This window comes from Deltaproteobacteria bacterium, from assembly GCA_030690165.1.
Classification (GTDB): domain Bacteria; phylum Desulfobacterota; class GWC2-55-46; order UBA9637; family UBA9637; genus JACRNJ01.
Genome location: JAUYHF010000042.1, coordinates 45,884 through 67,354 on the forward strand (window position 1 = coordinate 45,884; position 21,471 = coordinate 67,354).

19 protein-coding genes and 2 tRNA genes are annotated in these 21,471 nt (G+C 43.4%); 16 read left to right on the forward strand and 5 right to left on the reverse strand.

The annotated features are described in order from the left end of the window. The first annotated feature begins 122 nt into the window (after positions 1–122). The 5 genes from Q8P28_07145 (at position 123) to Q8P28_07165 (ending at position 7,052) form a co-directional block, all read left to right on the forward strand. On the forward strand, positions 123–416 hold the full coding sequence (locus Q8P28_07145; protein ID MDP2682565.1) for a MerR family transcriptional regulator: 294 nt from the start codon (positions 123–125) through the stop codon (positions 414–416). After that, entirely contained in the window at positions 416–1,576 is a 1,161-nt protein-coding gene (locus Q8P28_07150; protein MDP2682566.1) for a KamA family radical SAM protein, read from the forward strand. Before Q8P28_07145 ends, Q8P28_07150 begins: the two co-directional genes overlap by 1 nt. A gap of 271 nt (positions 1,577–1,847) precedes the next feature. Beyond that, positions 1,848–3,773 carry a molecular chaperone DnaK gene (gene dnaK / locus Q8P28_07155; protein ID MDP2682567.1) on the forward strand — a complete coding sequence of 642 codons (1,926 nt, stop codon included), beginning with the start codon at positions 1,848–1,850 and terminating at the stop codon, positions 3,771–3,773. Between the two features lie 86 nt (positions 3,774–3,859). After that, complete coding sequence (locus Q8P28_07160; GenBank protein ID MDP2682568.1) at positions 3,860–4,771, forward strand: DnaJ C-terminal domain-containing protein; 912 nt, start codon at positions 3,860–3,862, stop codon at positions 4,769–4,771. Further along, positions 4,743–7,052 (forward strand): ATP-dependent Clp protease ATP-binding subunit, encoded by a 2,310-nt coding sequence (locus tag Q8P28_07165; protein ID MDP2682569.1) that lies wholly within the window; start codon positions 4,743–4,745, stop codon positions 7,050–7,052. Before Q8P28_07160 ends, Q8P28_07165 begins: the two co-directional genes overlap by 29 nt. Before the next feature lies 1 nt (position 7,053). On the opposite strand, the gene folE2 is transcribed toward Q8P28_07165, so the two are convergent. The 5 genes from folE2 to Q8P28_07190 are packed head-to-tail and all read right to left on the reverse strand — an operon-like array spanning position 7,054 to position 11,189. After that, positions 7,054–7,827 (reverse strand): GTP cyclohydrolase FolE2, encoded by a 774-nt coding sequence (gene folE2 / locus Q8P28_07170; protein ID MDP2682570.1) that lies wholly within the window; start codon positions 7,825–7,827, stop codon positions 7,054–7,056. 9 nt (positions 7,828–7,836) lie between these two features. Then, positions 7,837–8,598, reverse strand: coding sequence for a hypothetical protein (locus Q8P28_07175; protein ID MDP2682571.1), 762 nt, complete (start codon positions 8,596–8,598; stop codon positions 7,837–7,839). After that, positions 8,588–10,108 (reverse strand): adenylate/guanylate cyclase domain-containing protein, encoded by a 1,521-nt coding sequence (locus Q8P28_07180; GenBank protein MDP2682572.1) that lies wholly within the window; start codon positions 10,106–10,108, stop codon positions 8,588–8,590. The genes Q8P28_07175 and Q8P28_07180 overlap by 11 nt, the downstream gene beginning before the upstream one ends. Further along, entirely contained in the window at positions 10,083–10,451 is a 369-nt protein-coding gene (queD, locus tag Q8P28_07185; GenBank protein ID MDP2682573.1) for a 6-carboxytetrahydropterin synthase QueD, read from the reverse strand. The genes Q8P28_07180 and queD overlap by 26 nt, the downstream gene beginning before the upstream one ends. 18 nt (positions 10,452–10,469) lie before the next feature. Continuing rightward, positions 10,470–11,189 (reverse strand): RNA methyltransferase, encoded by a 720-nt coding sequence (locus tag Q8P28_07190; protein MDP2682574.1) that lies wholly within the window; start codon positions 11,187–11,189, stop codon positions 10,470–10,472. A 459-nt stretch (positions 11,190–11,648) separates the two neighbouring features. Between Q8P28_07190 and serA the strand changes: the two genes are divergently transcribed. From serA to ybgF, 11 genes are all read left to right on the forward strand, one after another. Continuing rightward, complete coding sequence (serA, locus tag Q8P28_07195; GenBank protein MDP2682575.1) at positions 11,649–13,232, forward strand: phosphoglycerate dehydrogenase; 1,584 nt, start codon at positions 11,649–11,651, stop codon at positions 13,230–13,232. An 84-nt stretch (positions 13,233–13,316) separates the two neighbouring features. After that, positions 13,317–14,312: an ATP phosphoribosyltransferase regulatory subunit gene (hisZ, locus tag Q8P28_07200; protein ID MDP2682576.1), complete on the forward strand. Its 996-nt coding sequence runs from the start codon at positions 13,317–13,319 to the stop codon at positions 14,310–14,312. Between the two features lie 24 nt (positions 14,313–14,336). Further along, entirely contained in the window at positions 14,337–15,632 is a 1,296-nt protein-coding gene (locus Q8P28_07205; protein ID MDP2682577.1) for an adenylosuccinate synthase, read from the forward strand. A 52-nt stretch (positions 15,633–15,684) separates the two neighbouring features. Further along, positions 15,685–15,760: transfer RNA gene (locus Q8P28_07210), tRNA-Lys, on the forward strand. Between the two features lies 1 nt (position 15,761). Further along, positions 15,762–15,837 (forward strand) — tRNA-Glu (locus tag Q8P28_07215). Between the two features lie 221 nt (positions 15,838–16,058). Continuing rightward, positions 16,059–16,766 carry a protein TolQ gene (gene tolQ / locus Q8P28_07220; protein ID MDP2682578.1) on the forward strand — a complete coding sequence of 236 codons (708 nt, stop codon included), beginning with the start codon at positions 16,059–16,061 and terminating at the stop codon, positions 16,764–16,766. Between the two features lie 121 nt (positions 16,767–16,887). Beyond that, positions 16,888–17,313, forward strand: coding sequence for a protein TolR (gene tolR / locus Q8P28_07225; protein ID MDP2682579.1), 426 nt, complete (start codon positions 16,888–16,890; stop codon positions 17,311–17,313). Next, positions 17,314–18,261 (forward strand): TonB C-terminal domain-containing protein, encoded by a 948-nt coding sequence (locus Q8P28_07230; protein ID MDP2682580.1) that lies wholly within the window; start codon positions 17,314–17,316, stop codon positions 18,259–18,261. Further along, positions 18,230–19,600 (forward strand): Tol-Pal system beta propeller repeat protein TolB, encoded by a 1,371-nt coding sequence (gene tolB, locus Q8P28_07235; protein MDP2682581.1) that lies wholly within the window; start codon positions 18,230–18,232, stop codon positions 19,598–19,600. Before Q8P28_07230 ends, tolB begins: the two co-directional genes overlap by 32 nt. 139 nt (positions 19,601–19,739) lie before the next feature. Then, positions 19,740–20,378, forward strand: coding sequence for a peptidoglycan-associated lipoprotein Pal (gene pal, locus Q8P28_07240; protein MDP2682582.1), 639 nt, complete (start codon positions 19,740–19,742; stop codon positions 20,376–20,378). A 39-nt stretch (positions 20,379–20,417) separates the two neighbouring features. Continuing rightward, a complete protein-coding gene (ybgF, locus tag Q8P28_07245; protein MDP2682583.1) occupies positions 20,418–21,470 on the forward strand; it encodes a tol-pal system protein YbgF in 1,053 nt (350 codons plus the stop codon). Position 21,471 lies beyond the last annotated feature (1 nt).

A 21,471-nucleotide genomic window follows, 5' to 3' on the forward strand; every position in this document is an offset into this window, starting at 1 on the left:
TCATTTTATTACTTGACAAGTTTTACAATTATGATATTATCTATTCAGTTTAAGGATAAATTTAAACTTGATGATGCTTAAAAAACAGCTATTTGAGCATATACAAAATAAAGGGGGTATATATGGGTATGAAAACCCCGGCACTCTTAAAGATGATAGATATACCCCGGCAAAAGCTGTATTATCTGGAGCAGAAGGGATATATAAACCCGCACAAGATTATAATTGGAGAGAAAAATTTCCGCGAATATAGTGAAGAGGATATAAAAAAGATAGAGTGTATATGGAAATATCTCAAGAAGGGTTTTAAATACAGGGTAGCGCATGAGAAGGCTCATGAGGAATTGAGTAATCCGCAAATGGCTCTTATTAAAAATCTCCCGCCAAGGGATGAAACAAAAAAGGAGGAAAAATAATGGAGCTCTCAATAAGCTCTGAACCCCCAAGCAGCAATCTTGCAAGAAATCTTGTAAATGCATCTGAAGAACCTAACGAGTGGCAGGAATGGGAAGACTGGAAATGGCAGCTTAAAAACAGAATCACCACATTAGAAGAACTTAAAACACTTATTGCCCTGACCCCTTCTGAAGAAGAGGGCATAAAAAGATCAAAAGGGCGGTTGGCAATGGCCATCACACCCTATTTTTTTTCTCTGATAGATAAAACCAATCCAAACTGTCCAATCCGCAAACAGGCAATTCCGAGAATTGAAGAATTCAGCATATCAACCCATGACATGGTAGACCCCTGCGGCGAAGATAATCATTCGCCGGTGCCGGGTCTTGTCCATCGTTATCCTGACAGGGTGCTTCTTTTAGTTACGGATGCCTGCGCAATGTATTGCCGTTATTGCACAAGGAGGCGCATGGTGGGTGAGGAACTGCCGCCCATATCTATAGAAAGATTTGAAGATACTTATAAATATATTAAATCCAAAAGGTCGATCCGCGATGTCCTTATTTCAGGCGGAGATCCATTGATGCTCAAGACAGAACACCTTGAGTATTACATAAAAAAACTACGCTCTATCTCGCACATTGATATAATAAGACTCGGCACAAGGGTTCCGGTAACCCTGCCAATGAGGATAGACAAAGAACTGGTTGAGATGTTGAAGAAATATCACCCAATTTATATTAGCATCCACTTTTCACACCCAAGAGAGATAACCGAGGATGTAAAAGAAGCCTGCGGAATGTTGGCTGACTCAGGCATTCCCCTTGGAAGCCAGACCGTCCTTTTAAAAGGCATAAATGACAAGCCTTCTGTTATGAAAAGGCTTATGCAGGAGCTTTTGCGAATCAGGGTTCGCCCGTATTACATATACCAGTGCGATATGGTTACCGGCACAGGCCATTTCAGGACGCCGGTATCTGTCGGCATAAACATCATAGAAAAACTCAGAGGCCACACATCAGGCTATGCAGTTCCCACCTTCGTAGTGGACGCCCCGGGCGGCGGCGGTAAGATCCCTGTTGGCCCGACCTATCTCATTTCACAGGCAAAGGATAAGGTTACCCTCAGGAATTATCAAGGAAATATATTTGAGTATTTTGAGAATTGTAGCGGCGGGTAGAGAGAAAATATGGGAAGTCCCGCAAGTTTCAGCAAGTCCGCAAGCCAATTAGCTCAGCCTGCGACTCCTTATCATAATCATTCCTGTCAATAGTAATCCTGCCACATTTCTCATCTTGCCAACCTCATCTTGCCAACCTTGACAATGCCAGGTATGGTGCATAAATTATAAACAGGTTACTTGCTGTCTAATGGGGTAAAGAGCCAAACTTTTTAACTGGACTTTATAACTGGATTTATAGTAAAAATCAAATCAGAACAAGGAGGATTATATGGGAAAGATTATCGGCATTGACCTTGGCACGACAAATTCTGTTGTTGCGGTTATGGAAGGGGGAGAGCCAAAGGTTATAGTAAATGAGGAAGGGAGCAGGATCACACCGTCTGTTGTTGCCTTTACAAGAGATGGCGAGGTTCTGGTAGGGCAGGTGGCAAAAAGGCAGGCTGTTACAAATCCTGAAAATACCATCTTTTCTATAAAGAGGTTTATGGGAAGGAATTATGACGAAGTAAACGAAGAGATGAAGATGGTTCCTTACAAGGTTATTAAGGATGAATACGGCAGGGCTGTTGTTGATGTTTCCAATATGAAAAAGAGATACACCCCTCCGGAGATTTCTGCGTTTATATTGCAGAAGCTTAAAAAGGCTGCCGAGGCATACCTTGGCGAGCCTGTTACAGAGGCTGTTATAACTGTGCCCGCATATTTTAATGACTCTCAGCGTCAGGCAACAAAGGATGCGGGAAAGATAGCAGGACTTGATGTAAAGAGGATTATAAACGAGCCGACAGCGTCTTCGCTTGCTTATGGATTGGATAAAAAGAAGGATGAGACTATTGCTGTTTATGACTTTGGCGGCGGCACATTTGATATATCCATGCTTGATGTCGGCGAAGGGGTGTTTGAGGTCAGGGCAACAAACGGGGATACGCATCTTGGCGGCGACAATTTTGATCAGAAGGTTATAGACTGGCTTATTGCGGAGTTTAAAAAGGATCAGGGCATAGACCTTTCAAAGGACAGGATGGCCATTCAGCGGTTAAAAGAGGCTGCTGAAAAGGCAAAGATAGAGCTTTCATCAACAATGGAGACAGAGATGAATCTTCCATTTATAACAGCAGACGCAACAGGGCCAAAGCATCTTGTCATGAGGCTTTCCAGGACAAAGCTTGAACAGCTTACAGAAGACCTTGTAGAGAGAAGCCACAGGCCATGCGAACAGGCATTAAAGGACTCTGGACTTAAACCTGCTGATATAGACGAGGTTGTTCTTGTGGGCGGCATGATAAGGATGCCGAAGATCCATCAGTTTGTTAAGGAGTTCTTCGGCAAAGAGCCGCATAAGGGCGTGAACCCTGATGAGGTCGTTGCAATTGGAGCAGCCATACAGGCAGGCGTTCTTGCAGGCGATGTTAAAGATGTTGTGCTTCTGGATGTTACGCCATTATCCCTCGGCATTGAAACCCTCGGCGGCGTGCTGACTAAGCTCATAAACCGCAATACAACCATACCTACAAAGAAGAAAGAGACATTTACAACAGCGGCAGACAGCCAGACGCAGGTGGAGATACATGTGCTTCAGGGTGAAAGGGAAATGGCAAGGGACAACAGGACATTAGGCCGCTTCCATCTTGTGGGTATCCCTTCTGCGCCGAGGGGCATCCCTCAGGTAGAGGTTACATTTGATATTGATGCAAACGGCATATTGAATGTGTCCGCAAAGGACATGGCAACAGCAAAGGAACAAAGGATTACCATTACAGCCTCCAGCGGCCTTGCAAAAGAGGAAGTGGAAAAGATGGTTAAGGATGCAGAGGTCCATGCAGAGGATGATAGAAAACGGAAAGAGGTTATTGAACTCAGAAATCAGCTTGACTCTATTATCTATTCAACAGAAAAAACCCTGAATGAGCACAAGGCTAAGATCCCTGCGGCAGATGTGCAGAATATTGAAAATGCCGTAGCAGAAGGCAAGAAGGCCCTTGAAAAAGAGGATGTTAACGATATGAAGATGGCGCTTGATAATATAAACAAGGTGTCTCACAAAATGGCAGAGGTTATGTATAAGGCGGCAAGCCAGTCTGCTGCTGCGGGTCAGCCGGACGCAGCAGGGGCCGGCGCGAAAAAAGAAGGAGATGTAGTAGAAGCAGAATTTGTTGATGAAGAGAATAAAAGAGAGGATAGACCGAAAGGATAGAGTCAGAGAGTCATAGGGTCAAAGAGTCATAGCAAAAGCCTCATGGTTTTTACTTTGACACGCTGACTCTTTGCCGCTGTATTTATATGGCCAAAAAAGACTACTACGAAATACTCGGGATTTCACGAGATGTAATAGAGGAGGATATAAAAAAGGCATACCGGGAGCTTGCCAAGAAATATCACCCGGACCTTCATCCTGGTGATAAGGCTATGGAGGCAAGGTTCAAGGAGATAAATGAGGCGTATGAGATTTTAAAAGACCCGAAAAAGCGGGAGCAGTATGACAGATTTGGCAACGCTGCATTTGAACCTGGATTTCAGGGCACAAGAACCTACACCTATCCTTGGGGATCCGGGGGCAAAACAGTTAATGTTGAGGATTTTGGTTTTGATATTGGAGGGCTGGAAGATACATTTGGCGATATATTTGGCAGAAGGACGAGGGCTCAAAGGGGGCCATTAAGGGGCGAAGATGTTGAATATGTATTAGAAGTAGGTTTTGAACAGGCAATACATGGCACAGAAGTAAGAATGACAATAAATGGTGAAAAATTAACGGTAAAAATACCTGCTGGAGTTAAAGACGGCTCAAGGATTAAAGTGGCCGGTAAGGGCAGGCCGGGAATGATGGGCGGACATGCTGGAGATTTATATATTGTAACAAAGATAAAACCCCATCTTTATTTCAGGAGAGAAAATGACGATATATATATTGATGTTCCGATAACCATAACAGAGGCATCCCTGGGCGCTAAAGTGAATATACCCACGATAGACGGAAAAACACTGCTTATAATCCCTCCTGGCACACAAAGCGGGCAAAAGTTGAGATTAACTGGCAAAGGAGTTCCGCATATAAAAGGTATAGGCAGAGGTGATCAATATGTTATAATAAGAATAACGGCCCCTAAGGGATTGGATGAAAAATCAAAAGGGCTGTTGCAGGAGTTTCAGAAATTGAATCCCTATGACCCGCGAAGGGACATGGGCTGGTGATGTCATGATAGAACTGGAAGGCTTTAAAGAAAGGCTGACTCCGAAAGGCATCAGGGTGCTGGAAACCGCTATTGAAGAGAGCAAAAGGCGGCAGCACTATTACCTTGGGGTGGAGCATATATTCCTGTCCTTTGCAATGGTTGAAGACGCCTTTTTCAGAGATATAATGTCAGACTTAAATCTTGACGCAAATCAGGTTGTTCAATTCTTAAGCGACAACCTTAATATATCCCGCCAGTATATAGGCGTTGGCCTTAAGGTCCCTCCGACAACAAAGACTATATTTAAACTTGCATGGGAAGAGGCTCAAAGGTGGGGAAGGGATGAGATAGATTCCACAGACCTCCTCATAGCCATATTTCAGGAAAGCCACAGCCTTCCTGCAAAGGTATTCAGAAGTTTCGGCCTTGACCCTGATTATGTTATGCGGCGGATAACAGCAAAGATAAGAAACAGGGAAGAGCTGGGCGAAGAGCTGAAAAAGAAGTATGATTTGCCGCCGAATCTTAAGCACTTTGCTGTTAACCTTAACAGGCTTGCCTATTATGACAAGCTTCCTATAATTGTTGGGAGAGATAATGAGATAAACCAGGTAATGGAGATCCTCTGCCACGTTGAGAGGAGCAATTCTGTTATGATAACCGGCGAACCAGGCGTTGGTAAAACAGCCGTGGTGGAAGGACTTGCCAGAAAGATAGAACTGGAACCACATACGGTTCCCAGAAGACTCAGGGATAAACAGATTATAAATCTTCAGATGAACTCCGTTGTGGCAGGCACAATATTTCGCGGGATGTTTGAGGACAGGATTGAAAAGATAATAAAGGAGCTTAAGGAGAAGAAAAACATAATACTATTTATAGACGAGGCCCACACGCTTATAGGCGCAGGTTCTGCAATGGGGGTGCCGTCAGACGCTGCCAATATCTTCAAGTCAACACTTGCCAGGGGAGAGATTCAGATAATAGGCGCAACGACACTTGCAGAATATAAAGAATTTATAGCAGAGGATGAGGCCCTTGCCAGGAGATTCAGGATAGTCAATGTAGAAGAGCCTTCAATAGATGACACAAAAAAGATACTATACGGCATAAGGCAGAGGCTGCAAAAAAATTATTCTGTGGCCATAACTGACGGCGCGATAGAAACTGCCATGGATATGTCAGAGAGATATATGCGCGGCTTAAGGCTGCCTGATAAGGCGATAGGATGGCTTGATACAGCCTGTGTAAAGGTTGAGATAAACAGACCCCAGGAAGCGGTCAGCGGCAGCGATGTTATAGATGTCATATCCCAGGAGACAAAGATTCCGAGGGATATGATATTCAGGGATACTACAGTGAGGTTTAAAGATATGGAAGCCGCCATGTCCAGGAGAATTATCGGACAAAGAGAGGCAATAGAGGCGCTGGTAAAGAGACTAAGATTGAACAAGGGACCGTTGAAGGAAAACTACTCAAGGCCTGACGGAGTGCTGCTCTTTCTTGGGCCAACAGGGGTTGGCAAGACAGAGGTTGCAAGGGCTTTGGCAGAATTTCTCTTTGGCGACGAAAAGAAGATGATAAGGCTTGACATGAGCGAATACAAGGACTCATCCATTGCGGTTGATAAGCTCATTGGCATGCCCAGAGGGATTGTTGGCAGTGAACGGGGCGGCATACTGACAAATCAGATAAGAGAAAATCCATATTCTGTTGTGCTGTTAGATGAGGTGGAAAAGGCAAATCCATACGTATTAAATCTGTTTCTGCAGGTCTTTGACGAAGGTTGGCTTACGGACGGCAGGGGCAAGAGGGTATATTTCAGCGATACAGTTATTATTATGACAAGCAATCTCGGAAGCGATGAGTTTAGAAAATTTACAAAACCGCTCGGCTTTTTGCCTGAGGGACAGGCGTTGGGCGATTTGAAAAAGACCATAATGAAAGAGGTTGAAAATACCTTTTCTCCGGAATTCTTAAACAGGATAGATGACATCATCATCTTTTCGCCGCTTACAAGAGAAGAGGTAAAGAAGATTACCGTAATATATCTGAATAATATAAAAAGGCATATGGAAGAAAATGGCAAGACTTTATATGTTTCTGACGCAGCGTTGGATGTGCTGGTTGATACAGGCTATAGCCCTAAATACGGGGCAAGATTTTTAAAAAGGAATATAGATGAAAAGGTAAAGGTTCCTGTAACGTTACACTGGAAGGAAGGCGCTGTCTTCAGAGTAAATGCAATTGGCAGTGATATTGCGGTTGAGTGCGCAGCCGATGATCTGATTACTGTTTGATTTAAGTTTTCTCAAGATACGCATAGGCGCTGTGATTGTGGATGCTCTCCAAGTTTTCAGCCTCTATGCTGAACCAGATAATACCTTTCAGCGCCTCAAGCTTTGAGGCAACCTCCCTTACAACATCCTCCACAAATCTTGGGTTGTCATAGGCATGCTCTGTCACATATCTTTCGTCAGGTCTTTTTAACAGGGAGTAGACCTGGCTTGAGGCAGATGCCTCGACTATTTTAATTATGTCCTCTATCCAGATGAAGCCTTTGAACCGCAGGTTGACCTTTACGATACCGCGCTGGTTATGCGCCCCTTTCCTGCTTATCTCTTTGGAGCATGGACAAAGCGTTGTAACAGGCACTGTAATCTCAAGGACAAAATCCTTTTTGTCGCCCAGCGAGCCGGTAAATCTACACCTGTATTCCATTAAACCCTTTGCCTTTGAAACAGGCGCCGCCTTTTCAATAAAATAGGGGAATCCCACCTCCATATGCGCTGTCTGCGCATTGAACCTCTTTTTCATTTTTGCCAGAATATCCGGAAAATTCTTTACAGTAATCTCCCCCCTGTGCTCGTTTAATATCTCTATAAACCTGCTCATGTGGGTGCCTTTAAAATGATGAGGCAGGTCCACATACATATTTACAGAGGCGATTGTGTGTTGGAATTTATTCTTCTTGTCCAGCACAACAATGGGATAGCTGATGTCCTTTACACCAACCTTATCTATGGCTATTTTTCTGAAGTCAGGCTGGCTTTGTATGTCCTTTATATTCTTCATATTCCCCCTTTACTTTTCTTTCTTCATCTCTTTTATCTTCTCCAGGATAACCTCTGCCCTTGCCCTGTAATCAATCGCTGTCTTGTCCCACGGGTCTATATCAAGCGCTGCATCCCATTCCTTTATCGCCAGTTCCAATTCCTCTTTTTGAAAATAATCAATGCCTTTTTTGAGGTGCATATCAATTGAATCTTCCCTTTCTTTTTTGGCTGTCGCAAGAAAGCTCATGGCATACGTGTGGGATGGGACTATCTTGAGCGTTATATTAAACTCAGTTATTGCCATGTTATATTTTTTGGCTTCGAGAAACGCAGCGCCTTTCTTATAATGCCCTTCTGCGAGGATTTCGGGTTTTACCGCATCTTTGCCTTTTTTGGGCTTTATCTCTTCCGAAGGGGCCTGCTGCTGTTCCGCAGTCTTCAGCCTTTTTTGGATCACTTGGTTTGAGGGGTCGAACTGAAGGGCTATCCTGTAGTTTTTGGCGGCCAGATCAAAGATATTAGCCCTTTCGTATTCTTCGCCGAGCGCCTTATATCTTTCCGCCAGTATCGAAGACAGTCTTTCAATCTTTGTAAGAAACTCCTGCGCCGCCTTATAATCGCGGGAGTCTTTTTTAATATTCAACAGCCTTTCTTTTGCCGGGGTTAGCTGGCCGTCTCCATACAGCATAAGCGCCTTTTCATAGTCAGATGCCGTGTAGTAGCGTGGCATGATCTGGGCGCAGCCGCTTATCACGAGTAATGCCGCTAATATGAGTGAATCAAAACGCAATGCCCTCTCTCCTCATTTTATCCATTACCATACGAACGGTTTCCTGGGACCCTTTCTCCCACTCCCCCTTTAAACCGGTAATATTATACAAGGTGAAGTGTTTTTCAATACCCTTTATATTGACATCCGGCATCTCCACGGCTGCAATATTGCCGGCTATTTTAGCATAAACATCTTCGCTGACGAGAATTTCACCGCCCTTTGCAATGCCTGAAAGCCTTGAGGCTGTGTTTACTGTGTTCCCTATAACAGTGTACTCCATCCTGACCTTTGACCCCATGCTACCTGCGACAACAAATCCTGAATCCAGCCCTATACCCATAGGGAACTGAACGGCCTCCCTTTTCCCCCTCAGCCTGTTTATCTCTTCCAGCGCCTTGTTAATCACAAAGGCTGCCTTGACACCGTATTCAAGGTGGCCGGATATATAAAGCGGAGAGCCGAATACACCCATCACCGCATCGCCGATAAACTTATCTACTGTCCCTTTAAAATGGAATATTATTTCTGTCAGGGTTGTGAAGTAATTATTTAAGAGCCCGACTATCTCCTCGGGCTGCATCTTAAGCGCTATGCCGGTAAATCCCCTGATATCCGCGAAGAGGACTGTCGCCTCTCTTCTTTCTCCTGCAAGGTGTATCTTTTCAGGGTTTTTCAAAATCTCATCGGCAATGGGCTTACTCACATACCTGTCAAATGCGCCCTTTAGCAATTCCTTTTTTTCCAGTTCAGACGCCATCTGATTGAACGAAAGAATGAGGTCGCCTATCTCATCGCTTCTGTCTGAATGGATGCGATACCAGAATTTGCCGAGGGCGATCTCTTTAGTCCCTTTCAAAAGCCTGAATATGGGATTTAATAATCCTGACGCCAGCGGTATGGATAGTATAAGGACTGCTATGATTGAGGAGGCGGTGATTAAGATTATTCTGCTGCGCGCCTCTTTGATTTTCTGTTGAATAAATTTTTTGGAAAATATGACAATTGTATAACCGACCTTTGTTTTCTTAAAGATTATGGAAGAGGCGAAGGTTAAGGCGTCTTCGTCATCCCTTATAAGCCGCGGGTAAGGCCCGCCTGCATTCAGTATATCTTCTTTATAGCCATGATATTCTATGCCGACCTTTTCCAGTTCCTTGTGGCCTTTTACAATGAGCTTTTCGTCAAGTATATAGGCATTTATTATCCCCGGGTAGTTCATTAGGTTCTGGACAAGGAGGTTCATTGTAAGGCGGTCGTTCTGGAGGAGAGGCATCTTGCTGTTATTGGAGAATTCTCCTGTAATGGTGCCTGCCAGACTGCGCATCTGATCTTCCAGAGCCCTCCTTTGATGGCCTATCATTATAATCCCGATTACGACCGCCAGGAGGGAAAGTAAAACAGAAAGGACTACAGCGAGCTTTATCCTGATGGACATTTTAAAAGGTGCAGCAACCCTGTTTATCAATCTCATCAAGCCGTTATTCTTATTTCCGACTGCATGGCTATTCATAATATACGGCAGCCGCATTTTCAGACTCCCATACCTTTACCCTTGCCGCCTTTATGTCTTTGCCTTTAATTTCCTTTTGGAACTGTTTAAATATATACCTTGCGATATTCTCTGAAGATGGATTCTCCTTGTCAAACGGCTGGATTTCATTCAGATACTTGTGGTCAAGCCTTTCAATAATATTTTCCAATGTTCTTTTTAAGATTTTAAAATCCACAGCCAGCCCAATTTTATTTAGTTTCTTACTTGCAACCGTAACCTCCACCTTCCAGTTGTGGCCGTGCAGCCTCTCGCACTCCCCTTCATAGAATCTTAAGCTATGCGCTGCCGCAAAATCAGATATTACTGTAAGTTCATACATAAAAGACTTCCCCCTTCCTCACTTTACCCTCTCCTCTATCTGCGTGCAGATCCCCCGCAGCATATTAACCTCTTTCTGCATAAGGCCTGTCCTGCCGAAAAGTCTTTTAAAAGACCTCATTATTGCCCTTAAAAGATGCGCCCCTCCTTTTTTGCCGTAGTCAAGCTTTCTTAAAGTCTTTTCAAGATGAATATACATTCCATCCAACTCCTCCCATGGCGCAAGGGTAATGGACGGGCCTGAAGGTTTTTCTGCCATAAAAAGCGCATGACAGACTAATAATACCGCATCTGCCAGATTAAAGGACGGATATTTTTTGTGAGCCGGTATTTCAATGAGGGTATCACAAAGTTTTATCTCCTCATTTTTCAACCCCTTGTCTTCTCTTCCAAAGAGTATTGAAACCTTATTATTTTTTGCGGCATTTAAAATATTTGGAATAGACTCATAAAGCGTCAACACAGGGTAGCGTTCCCTTCCTTTTCTTCTTGTAGCGCCTACAACAAGACATGAGTCCTTTATGGCATCTTCTGTATTTGTGAATATCTTTGAATTGAGGAGCGTGCCGCAGGCATTGCACGCCATTGAATACGCCTCATTGTTTTTATAGTCCACAGGATTTATAAGGACAAGGTTTGAAAAACCTGTGTTTTCCATTGCCCGCGCAACAGAGCCTATATTGCCGGATGACTGCGGCTCTACGAGTATGATGGATATGTTATTCATAACGAGCGTCATGGTATCATTACAGCGGTAAATTATCAAACGGCAGGAGATTGACGGCGAGGCCTCTTACTTTTTGTAGTAATGAAACCTTTTGTGCAGTATAATCAGACCACGTGGACTGGACTTCCCCCGAATTTTAGGACACTCAGTTAGGTTATGCTACCATAGCCTCCAACTCATTGATTTTAATTCTGGCTTTGGCTTCTTTTTGCATAACTTTTATTTGTCAGTCATACGGATTAAATAATCTTACTAACCTGTCCTCTAAATGTCAATAATGACAAAAATAATGACAAAAATATTCTTGCTTTTAGCAATTAAGATATAGTATAAATCTCATTTCATATTAAGCCCCTGCCACAGGGTTAGGGATATAAGTAAAGCAAAGTATGCAGTAGGTACTAATCAGTAGGCAGCAAAAAGCAGATGGTTTTCTGCCTACTGCCTACTGTTTTTATAATGGAGGAATAGATGAAGGTGTTGGTAAGCGACAGCATGTCGGATAGGTGTGTTGAGATTTTTAAAAATGCGCCGGGTTTGCAGGTTGATGTAAACACGAAGTTAAAACCCGAAGAATTGAAAAAGGTAATTAAGGATTACCATGCCCTTGTTGTAAGAAGCGCAACAAAGGTTACTGCCGAGATTATAGAGGCGGCGGATAATCTTAAAGTAATAGGCAGGGCAGGGACAGGTGTTGATAATATTGATATGCAGGCTGCAACAAAAAAAGGTATTGTTGTTATGAATACCCCTGGCGGTAATACCGTAACCACAGCGGAACATGCGGTTTCCATGCTCATGGCTCTTGCAAGGAAGATTCCCCAGGCAACTGCCTCAATGCGAAAAGGGGAGTGGGAGAAGAAAAAATTTGAAGGCACTGAGATAACAGGCAAGACTCTCGGAATACTTGGCGTTGGCAATATAGGAACCGTTGTTGCAGACAGGGCGCAGGGGCTCAAGATGAATGTGATTGCATACGACCCGTATCTTTCGCAGGAGGCAGCCAACAGGATGGGCGTTCTTCCGGTGTCTCTTGACGATTTATACAAACGAAGCGATTTTATATCCGTCCATGTGCCGCTTACAAACGAGACAAAAAATCTGGTGAACAGAGATGCCTTTGCAAAGATGAAAAAGGGCGTAAAGATTATAGATTGTGCCAGAGGCGGGATAGTAAATGAAAAAGATTTATCGGACGCTATAAAAGAAGGTATAGTATCAGGGGCGGCTATGGATGTTTTTGAAAAAGAGCCGACGCCGGTGGATAATCCCCTCTTAGGCCTTGAAGAGGTAATTTTAACGCCGCATCTCGGCGCATCCACTGCAGAGGCGCAGGAGAATGTTGCCATAGCAATTGCTGAGCAGATTGTAGAGTATCTCGTGAAAGGCACAATCCGAAATGCTGTCAATGTGCCATCCGTGCCAGCGGAACTCCTTGCAAGCCTTAGTCCCTACATTACCCTTGCTGAAAAGCTAGGGAGCTTCCAGGGTCAGATACTCAAGGGCGGCATAGAGGAGGTTACCGTAGAATACAGCGGCGATGTGGTTTCATACGATGTTACGGCTGTTACAGTTGCTGCGATAAAAGGTTTGCTTGACCAGGTGATGGATCAGCAGGTAAATTTTGTAAATGCGCCGTTTGTTGCAAAGGAGCGCGGTATAAAGGTGATAGAGATAAAAAGTTCAAGGGCTATTGATTTTGCAAGCAGCATCACGATCAAGGTAAAAACCAAAGAAACGGAAAACCTTGTGGAGGGCGCCCTCTTCGGCAAAAAGGAGCCGAGGATTGTCAGGATAGACAAATTCTTTCTGGACGCCGTGCCGGAGGGTTATCTCCTTGTGCTTTATAACTATGATAAGCCTGGTGTTATTGGTAATGTAGGCACTTTACTCGGATCAGGGAGTATCAATATTGCAAGACTCCACCTCGGCAGACAGGCGGTTGGCGGAGAGGCCGTATCCGTATGGAACATAGATACGCCTTTACCGGCAGAGCTGCTTTCAAAACTCATTAAACTGCCGCATATGATTTCTGCAAAGGTAGTAAAATTGTAAAAACAGGTTGAGGTTAAGGTTTAGGCTAAGGAAAGACAACCTCAACCTCAACCTCAACCTCAATCTTAACCTTAACCTTAACCTATGCTCAATCAGCCCAACATATCCCTTCCCCCCGGCGTAAAGGACAGTCTGCCGGATGAGGCAGAAAAGATAGAGCGTATAGAGGAATGTATTCTGAAAGTTCTGGAAAGATGCGGGTTTAAAAGGGTAATAACGCCATTCCTTGAATACCTTGATGTGCTTTCCATAGGGCTTGGAGATGATTTAAAGGAGAAGGTATTTAAATTTATAGACCCAACTTCAGGCAGGGTTGTTGCTGTCAGACCGGACATAACCCCCCAGGTAGCAAGGATTGTGGCTACGCGAATGAGGGATTATAAGCTGCCCCTCAGGATATGCTATAATGAAAAAGTTTTCAGGTATCAGGAACCGAGAAGCGGCAGGCCAAGAGAAATTCAGCAGATCGGGGCGGAACTTATAACAAAAGAGTTGTCGCCAGGGGCAGATGCAGAGGTAATTATTATAGCGATCAATAGCCTTAAAGGTTTGGGGCTTAAAAATTTTAAGATAGATATTGGCGAGGCAGGTTTTGTCAGGGGTATGTTGAATACCACAATTCTGGATGATAAAGAAAAAGGCATGATAAAAGATGCCATAGCCCTGAAAGATGGTTCAGCATTGGAAGTAATATTAGACAGTCTAGGGGATAAAATAACAAACAAATATAAAAAGGTTCTGAAAACTATCCCATCTTTGTTTGGCGGTAAAGAGGTTCTGAAAAAGGCATCATCCATCGCAGAAGGCAGGCAGGCTAAAATGGCAGTGGCAAATCTTTCAAATATTTTAAAAATACTTGACACAAAAGGGTTTCAGAAATTTATAACCTTTGACCTGGCAGAGATGCGGGGGTTTGATTACTATACGGGGATAGTTTTTGAGGGATTTGCTATGGGGCTTGGAAAATCGATTATGAGCGGCGGGAGATATGATAACCTTATGCAGAAATACGGCTATCCATGCGCCGCCATTGGTTTTGCCTTTGATGTAGAAAATATAGTTGCTGCTATGGCACATTAATCGTGCCAATGGGAGGGTGAATAAATGGCCAAAAACATTGTAGTTATCGGCGCCCAGTGGGGGGATGAGGGTAAGGGGAAAATCGTTGACATCCTCAGCGAATATGCCGATATAATCGTGAGATTTCAGGGTGGCAATAACGCAGGGCATACTGTTGTTGTAGGTGAGGAAAAGTTCATTCTTCACCTCATTCCATCCGGGATACTGCACAGAGGTAAGAAGTGTATAATAGGAAATGGCGTGGTAATAGATCCTGAGGTTTTATTAGAGGAAATTGATGCCCTGCAGGCAAAAGGTCAATTTCAGGATAAAAGAGACCTTCTTATAAGTGAAGATGCGCACCTGATAATGCCGTATCATAAAAAGCTCGATGCGGCAAGGGAAAGAATTAGGGGTAAAAACAAGATAGGGACAACCGGAAGGGGTATCGGCCCTGCGTATGAAGACAAGGTTGCAAGGTGCGGGATAAGATGCGGCGATTTGTTGAGGGAAGAGGTATTTAGAGAAAAACTCAAGACTAATCTTCTCGAAAAAAACCATTTGCTGAAAAATATATTTCACGAAAATGGTTTTGAGATGCATAATATTTACCATCAATATATGTCATACGTAGAAAAGATTGCCGGTTACATTACAGATACATCCCTCTATATTGACGGCGCAATAAAACGCGGGGAAAATATATTATTTGAAGGGGCGCAGGGGACGCTCCTTGATGTGGACCACGGAACCTATCCTTTTGTAACCTCCAGCAATACCGTAGCAGGAGAGGCCGCAACAGGAAGCGGCATCGGGCCGACAAAGCTTGGCAAGGTTATTGGCATATCCAAGGCCTATACAACAAGGGTTGGGGAGGGGCCATTTCCAACAGAGTTAAAAAACGAAGAAGGACAAAGGCTCAGAGAGCAGGGTGGAGAATACGGCGCAACAACAGGGAGGCCGAGGAGGTGCGGCTGGTTCGATGCAGTGGCTGTCAGATATGCGGCAAGGATAAACGGTCTTGACGGCGTGGTTTTAACCAAACTGGATGTATTGGATAAATTAGATAAAATAATGATATGTACAGGCTATAATTATAACAACAATATCTTAAAAGATTTTCCGTCTGACAGCGACATCCTGAATAAATGTGAACCGATATATGAAATTATTGATGGATGGAATGAACCGACAAGCGGTATTGCGAAGCTGGATAAACTACCCGCTAATGCCAGAAAATATATAAAAAGACTTGAGGAATTAATTGAAGTTAGTATAATTATGGTCTCAGTAGGCGCTGGACGAAAAGAGGCCATAATGATTGAGAATCCGTTTCAATGAAAAACAGGTTAAGGTTAAGGCTAAGAGAAACCTCAACCTTTGTTTTAATAACGAGCCGCTAGCTCATCAGGTAGAGCAACGCCCTTTTAAGGCGTGGGTGCCGAGTTCGAGTCTCGGGCGGCTCACCATGTCCCCATCGTCTAGAGGCCAAGGACATCGCCCTTTCACGGCGGTAACCCGGGTTCGAATCCCGGTGGGGACGCCAAGATTATAAATCCCACAGATAGCTGTGGGATTTTTATTTGGGTGACAAGAATGTGCCTTGATCTGTCAATGGATCGAGCAAATGCCTCCTATCATCCCTTAATTATGACATTTTCAAAGTCTGGTTTACACAAACACACGGTTTACACAAACTATTGACTTGAAATCCGAAAGGTGTTAATTTTCTCATAAATCATTTGGTCAAGGAGGCAAAAGAATTTAATGAATGTCCAGAACTTAAGCGGCAATATGCAGGGAGGTTTGTGGAGTATGATTTTGGGCGCAGGCATTATGGTAAAGTTTGTGCTTATCGTACTGCTTGCTTTTTCTGTTTTGTCGTGGGCAATAATTATATACAAATATCGCATCTTAAAGAAGATGGAAAAAGAATCAGGCGCATTTCTGGAATTTTTCTGGTATAAGAAACAGTTTTCCACGATATTTGCCGCTGCCGCAAATTACAGATTTACGCCGCTTGCAAGGCTTTTTGCCGCAGGTTATAACGAGCTTCTGCAGGCAAGGACGCAAAAAAAGGAGAATATCCAGTTTAGCATCGGCGAGACGGACAGTATCCAGAGGGCATTAAAAAAGGCAATGTCCAATGAAATAAGTAGGATGGAGAAGGCTGTTTCATTTCTTGCCACCACAGGCAACACTGCGCCGTTCATCGGTCTTTTTGGCACAGTGTGGGGCATAATGAATTCGTTCAGCGGCATAGGATTAAAAGGGTCGGCCAGCCTTGCGGTGGTTGCGCCCGGCATATCAGAGGCGCTTATTGCAACAGCTATTGGCCTTGTTGCGGCCATACCTGCGGTGGTTGCGTATAATCATTTTGTAACAAGGATTAACAGGATGGCAATTGAGATGGAAAACTTTGCAGGCGATTTTTTAAATATTGTGGAAAGGGAGCTTGAAAGAGAAAGAAGATGATAAAAAGATGATTGCACAGATTAGAAAAACAAATTACACAGATTGCAGATACGGCAAATTCAGTGTTATTAAATCTGTGTAATCGTATTTTAAAAATCTGTGTAATCTTGACAAGGTAATTATGATTGACCTTTCAAGGCCAAAACAGCGGACTGTGCTGTCTCAGATAAATATTACACCATTTGTAGATGTAATGCTGGTTCTGCTCATTATATTTATGGTTACGGCGCCCATGCTTCAGGAAGGGCTGGATGTAAGTCTGCCAAAGGTAAAGGCAGCCGGATTTTCATCAGAAGATGAGCCTTTGGTGATAACAATAAATAAAGAAGGCGCTATGTTCATAAACAAAAATAAGATACCCATTTCTGATCTAAAAGAGAAATTAGAAAGGATTTATCAAACAAGGCAGTGGAAAGGGGACAAGATAGTTCTTTTAAAGGCAGATAAAGAGGTGTTTTATGGTAGTGTAGTTGCGGTAATGGCTGAGATAAGAAAGGCAGGCATAGAAAAGGTTGGCATGATGACAGAGCCTGTTGAGGAAAAGTAGGTGGCGGCCGGATGTTATAACGAGGAAGAACAACTTTCAGATTTCGGCTTCACAATAGCAATCTCTGTTTTTCTGCATATTGTTTTTATAGCCTTCATATTTTTGCTTGCCAACGATAGATCTACAATAAAAATTACAACGTCCATCTACACAGTTGACCTGATGTCGCCGGGGAAAACAGCAGTTTTCCCAGAGGCTCGGGCAAATGGTGAGGCCTTAAAAAAAGAGAGGCCTCAAACTGATGTTATTTCCAAATCGGTTCGACAGGCTAACGATAAGGATGTTTCAAGACCTGCTGTAAAAGAAAAGGCCATTGCCTTAAAAAAGGAGAAAGAGCTTTCCTTAGACGAGGCAATTAAAAAGATACAGAAACGGGTGGAAAAAAGAGAGGCAGAAGAGGCTGTAAACAAGACAATAGAGGAATTGCAAAATAAGCAGCTGGAAAAAAAGATTAAGGAAATCAGGGAGAAGGTTGTTCATAGGCAAGTTACTGTAAAGCCAATTAAAGAAAAGACGGAAGGCGTGGGGAAAATGCAACAAGGCAGCGCAGTGAAACGCATTGAAAAATCAGAGGAAAAACAGGGCACCGGTATAAATACAGGGACAATGCAACAGGGCGTAGCAGCGAAAAACATTGAAGAGTTAGAGAAAAAATATTTTAAACTTGTAGAGGAGATAATCACCTCCAAATGGAATTATACCGGTGATTTAAAAGAAGGAGAAGTTGTTGTAATAACCGTAATCATAGATAAGACCGGACACCTTGTCAAAAGCTATGTTGAACAGTCATCTGCCAATTCGATACTTCTTCAATCAGCTATCAGGGCAATAGAAAAGGCAGCGCTTTTATTTCCTTCATTCCCTCCCGAATTAGGGAAAAAAGATTCATTGGAAATAGGCGTTGCTTTCCGGCGTGATGAAAATAACCAAGGGTATGACATTGATTAATAGATATTGTCTGTTAATAATCGTTTCATTTATTGCTTTGTTTCCGCATCATGGCCACACAAAAGTTTATATAGATATAAATACCCCTGCCGGCAAAAAGCTTCCTATTGCGATTACTGATATAAAAAACATTAGCGGGTTGAGCGGACAGCCTGATGCCGGTGGCCTGTCTGCCGCGCTGACGGCACAGGCAGGCCTTCTGCGGGATGTAATTATGCATGACCTGGAGTTTTCAGGCCTGTTTAATATAATTGATAAAAAGGCATACATAGAGGATCAGAATAAAAGGCTTGATGATATAGATTTTAAAGATTGGCGTGTTATAGGCGCGGAGGCCCTGATAAAGGGCATCTTTATAGCAGAGGAAGATAATCTGACAGTGGAATTAAAACTCTACGACACCTTCCAGGCAAAGATGCTTGTGGGACGGAGATATATCGGGAAGAAGGGCAATATCAGGGTTATAGCCCACAAGTTTGCCAATGAGGCAATGGAGGCGATGACAGGCGAAAAGGGGATATTTAACACAAAACTTTTGTTTATTTCAAACATATCCGGCAATAAGGAAATTTATTTGGCTGATTACGACGGCTATAATTTAAGGCAGATTACAAGAAATAACTCCATCAACCTCTCTCCCAGATGGTCGCCTGACGGTAAGAAAATCTTATATACATCTTACAAGGAGGGTCAGCCGTATGTGTATATACTGGAGATTGCGACCGGCAGAGAAATAAGGCTCTCCAATCAGCCGGGCATAAATATAGGCGCAAGGTGGTCGCCTTCCGGAAAAGAGATAGCCCTTACCTTAAGCAGGGATGGAAGCCCTGAGCTTTATATACTTGAACTTGATGGAATGAAGTTCAGGAGGCTTACAAATAACTGGGCAATAGATGTTTCGCCCAGTTGGTCGCCTGATGGAAAGAGGCTTGTATTTGTATCTGATACAGGTGGAAATCCTCATATCTATATGATACACTCTGACGGCACCGGACTTGTCAGGCTTACTTATGAAGGAAAATATAATGCCTCGCCTGCATGGTCGCCAGGGGGAGATAAGATTGCATTCGCAAGGATGAATGGAGGACGTTTTGATATATGGGTGATGAATGCCGATGGAACAGGGCAGGTTCAGCTTACAGCGGACAGCAGAGATAATGAAGACCCTTCATGGTCGCCTGACAGCAGATTCATAGCCTTTACATCCACAAGGGGCGGCGGCGCTGCCCGCATTTATATTATGCGGAAAAATGGAGAGAATCAGAAACTAATAACCTATGACAATGGTGAAAAGGGAGGCTCAGCCGCTTCTCCTGCATGGTCTTCGTATTTAGAATAAAAAGACCGTAGGGGAGGAGACCTTAAGGGTTGCCCTACATCTACATGAATGCATTTTCGGAGCAAAAACTCAAACCTAAAGGTTTGAGCTACAAGATGTAACTCAAGGCTTTAGCCTTGAAGAGATAAAGGAGGGAAAAATGAAGAGGCATAGTCAGACAATATTTGTATTGTCAATAACAGCAATGTTTTTTGTAGTCACCGGGTGCATGGATATTGTAAAGACAGAAGAGGGTATTGAGAAAAAAACAGAGCCGTCAACTGCAGAGCAAACCGCACAGCCTAAGGAGGAAAAGGCTGTTGCCGGTAAAGAAGAGGCCGCTGGGACAATAAAGGAAGAGAAGGTTGAGGAGCAGTCAATAAAAGAATCTCCCCTGTCTGCGCAGGTTGAGGCAAAGGCAGATGCAAGAGATGAACTTGCCGCAATGACAGAAAAAGAGGGAGGACTGGCAGCCGTATATTTTGAGTTTGACAGCTCTACTGTCAGGGATGATATGAAGCCTGCTTTGGATAAAAATACAGAATGGCTCAGGAAAAGACAGGATGTCAAGGTAGAGATTCAGGGACATGCTGATGAGAAGGGAACAAATGAATATAATATTGCGCTTGGTGAAAGAAGGGCGCAGGGCATTAAAAAATATCTTGCGGACAGCGGGATAAACGAGGCAATATTATCCACCATAAGTTATGGCGAAGAAAGGCCGGCAGACCTTGGCCACACAGAAGAGGCATGGGCAAAGAACAGACGGGTAGAGTTTGTAATTATAAAAAGGAAGTAGTCTTTATTAAATAACTTGTTAATACCTTGCTTTGAAAAAATGAGTGAGAAGATAGGCAAATCTGGTATGGCGGAAGACCAGTCAAATAGATTGAGAAGATTTAAGGATGTTGCCAAGAAGGCGCTAATGTCAAATATGCATAGCAGGAGCATAATTTTATATCTGCTTTTGCCTTTATTATATGTTTCAGGCTGTATAGCAATTGAATCTAAAGACTATCCTGTTAAAAAGGATATTAACATCCTGAGGCAGGATTTGACCACGCAGCAGCAAAGAATTGACTCTCTTCTCGAGGCAATAAAAAAGGAGACCGCAGGCATAGAACAAGAAGTCAGAAATCAGAAGTCAGAAATCGTAAGAATAGATGAATATGTTCAAAAGGGGAGGGCGGATGTCAATGTGTCTGCTGACAGGATTAGAGAAGACATAGCTTTTCTTCGCGGAAAATTTGAGGAAGTGGACCATGCAGTAAAAAAGGCAAATAAAGATACTGTTGCAGTACAGGAAAAGATAGACTCTAAACTCCAAACTCATAACTCCGAACTCAATAACAGACTGTTATCCCTTCAGAACCAACTTGCTGCGCTGGGAAAGAGGCTTTCATCTCTGGACGAAAAGGTTGTATCATTGGAACATGCAAGGGCATCGTCTATGTCGGAAGAGGTCCGGAACCAAGCCGATCTGCCTGCGCAAGCCGATAAACAGGAGGCAGAACCTCCAAAGCCGGATGAATTATACAATGAGGCAATGAAGCTTACAAAGGACAAGGATAATTCCAATGCCCTTCTCCAGTTTGGCAGATTTTTATCCCTTTTCCCAGGCCATGTCCTTGCCTCCAATGCCCAATACTGGACAGGCGAGATATACTATAGACAGAAAGATTACGAGCGGGCTGTGCTTGAGTTTAACGAGGTTTTAAAAAAATATCCAAAGAGCAATAAGGTTCCTGCTGCGCTGTTAAAGCAGGGGATGGCCTTTTCTGAACTCGGAAATAAAAAAGAGGCAAGGCTTGTTCTGGAAAAGGTCGTGGATAAATACCCAAAAACAGAAGAGGCAGACAGGGCAAAAAAGATGTTGAGGGAGGTGAAATAAT

Coding starts and splice junctions, on each gene's coding strand:
- Q8P28_07160 (MDP2682568.1), top strand. CDS start 3,860: ATGGCCAAAAAAGACTACTACGAAATACTCGGGATTTCACGAGATGTA.
- Q8P28_07190 (MDP2682574.1), bottom strand. CDS start 11,189: ATGACGCTCGTTATGAATAACATATCCATCATACTCGTAGAGCCGCAG.
- folE2 (MDP2682570.1), bottom strand. CDS start 7,827: ATGAAGAATATAAAGGACATACAAAGCCAGCCTGACTTCAGAAAAATA.
- Q8P28_07145 (MDP2682565.1), top strand. CDS start 123: ATGGGTATGAAAACCCCGGCACTCTTAAAGATGATAGATATACCCCGG.
- queD (MDP2682573.1), bottom strand. CDS start 10,451: ATGTATGAACTTACAGTAATATCTGATTTTGCGGCAGCGCATAGCTTA.
- tolR (MDP2682579.1), top strand. CDS start 16,888: ATGATTGACCTTTCAAGGCCAAAACAGCGGACTGTGCTGTCTCAGATA.
- Q8P28_07180 (MDP2682572.1), bottom strand. CDS start 10,108: ATGCGGCTGCCGTATATTATGAATAGCCATGCAGTCGGAAATAAGAAT.
- hisZ (MDP2682576.1), top strand. CDS start 13,317: ATGCTCAATCAGCCCAACATATCCCTTCCCCCCGGCGTAAAGGACAGT.
- Q8P28_07205 (MDP2682577.1), top strand. CDS start 14,337: ATGGCCAAAAACATTGTAGTTATCGGCGCCCAGTGGGGGGATGAGGGT.
- dnaK (MDP2682567.1), top strand. CDS start 1,848: ATGGGAAAGATTATCGGCATTGACCTTGGCACGACAAATTCTGTTGTT.
- Q8P28_07150 (MDP2682566.1), top strand. CDS start 416: ATGGAGCTCTCAATAAGCTCTGAACCCCCAAGCAGCAATCTTGCAAGA.
- tolB (MDP2682581.1), top strand. CDS start 18,230: ATGAAAATAACCAAGGGTATGACATTGATTAATAGATATTGTCTGTTA.
- serA (MDP2682575.1), top strand. CDS start 11,649: ATGAAGGTGTTGGTAAGCGACAGCATGTCGGATAGGTGTGTTGAGATT.
- ybgF (MDP2682583.1), top strand. CDS start 20,418: ATGAGTGAGAAGATAGGCAAATCTGGTATGGCGGAAGACCAGTCAAAT.
- tolQ (MDP2682578.1), top strand. CDS start 16,059: ATGAATGTCCAGAACTTAAGCGGCAATATGCAGGGAGGTTTGTGGAGT.
- Q8P28_07165 (MDP2682569.1), top strand. CDS start 4,743: ATGACCCGCGAAGGGACATGGGCTGGTGATGTCATGATAGAACTGGAA.
- pal (MDP2682582.1), top strand. CDS start 19,740: ATGAAGAGGCATAGTCAGACAATATTTGTATTGTCAATAACAGCAATG.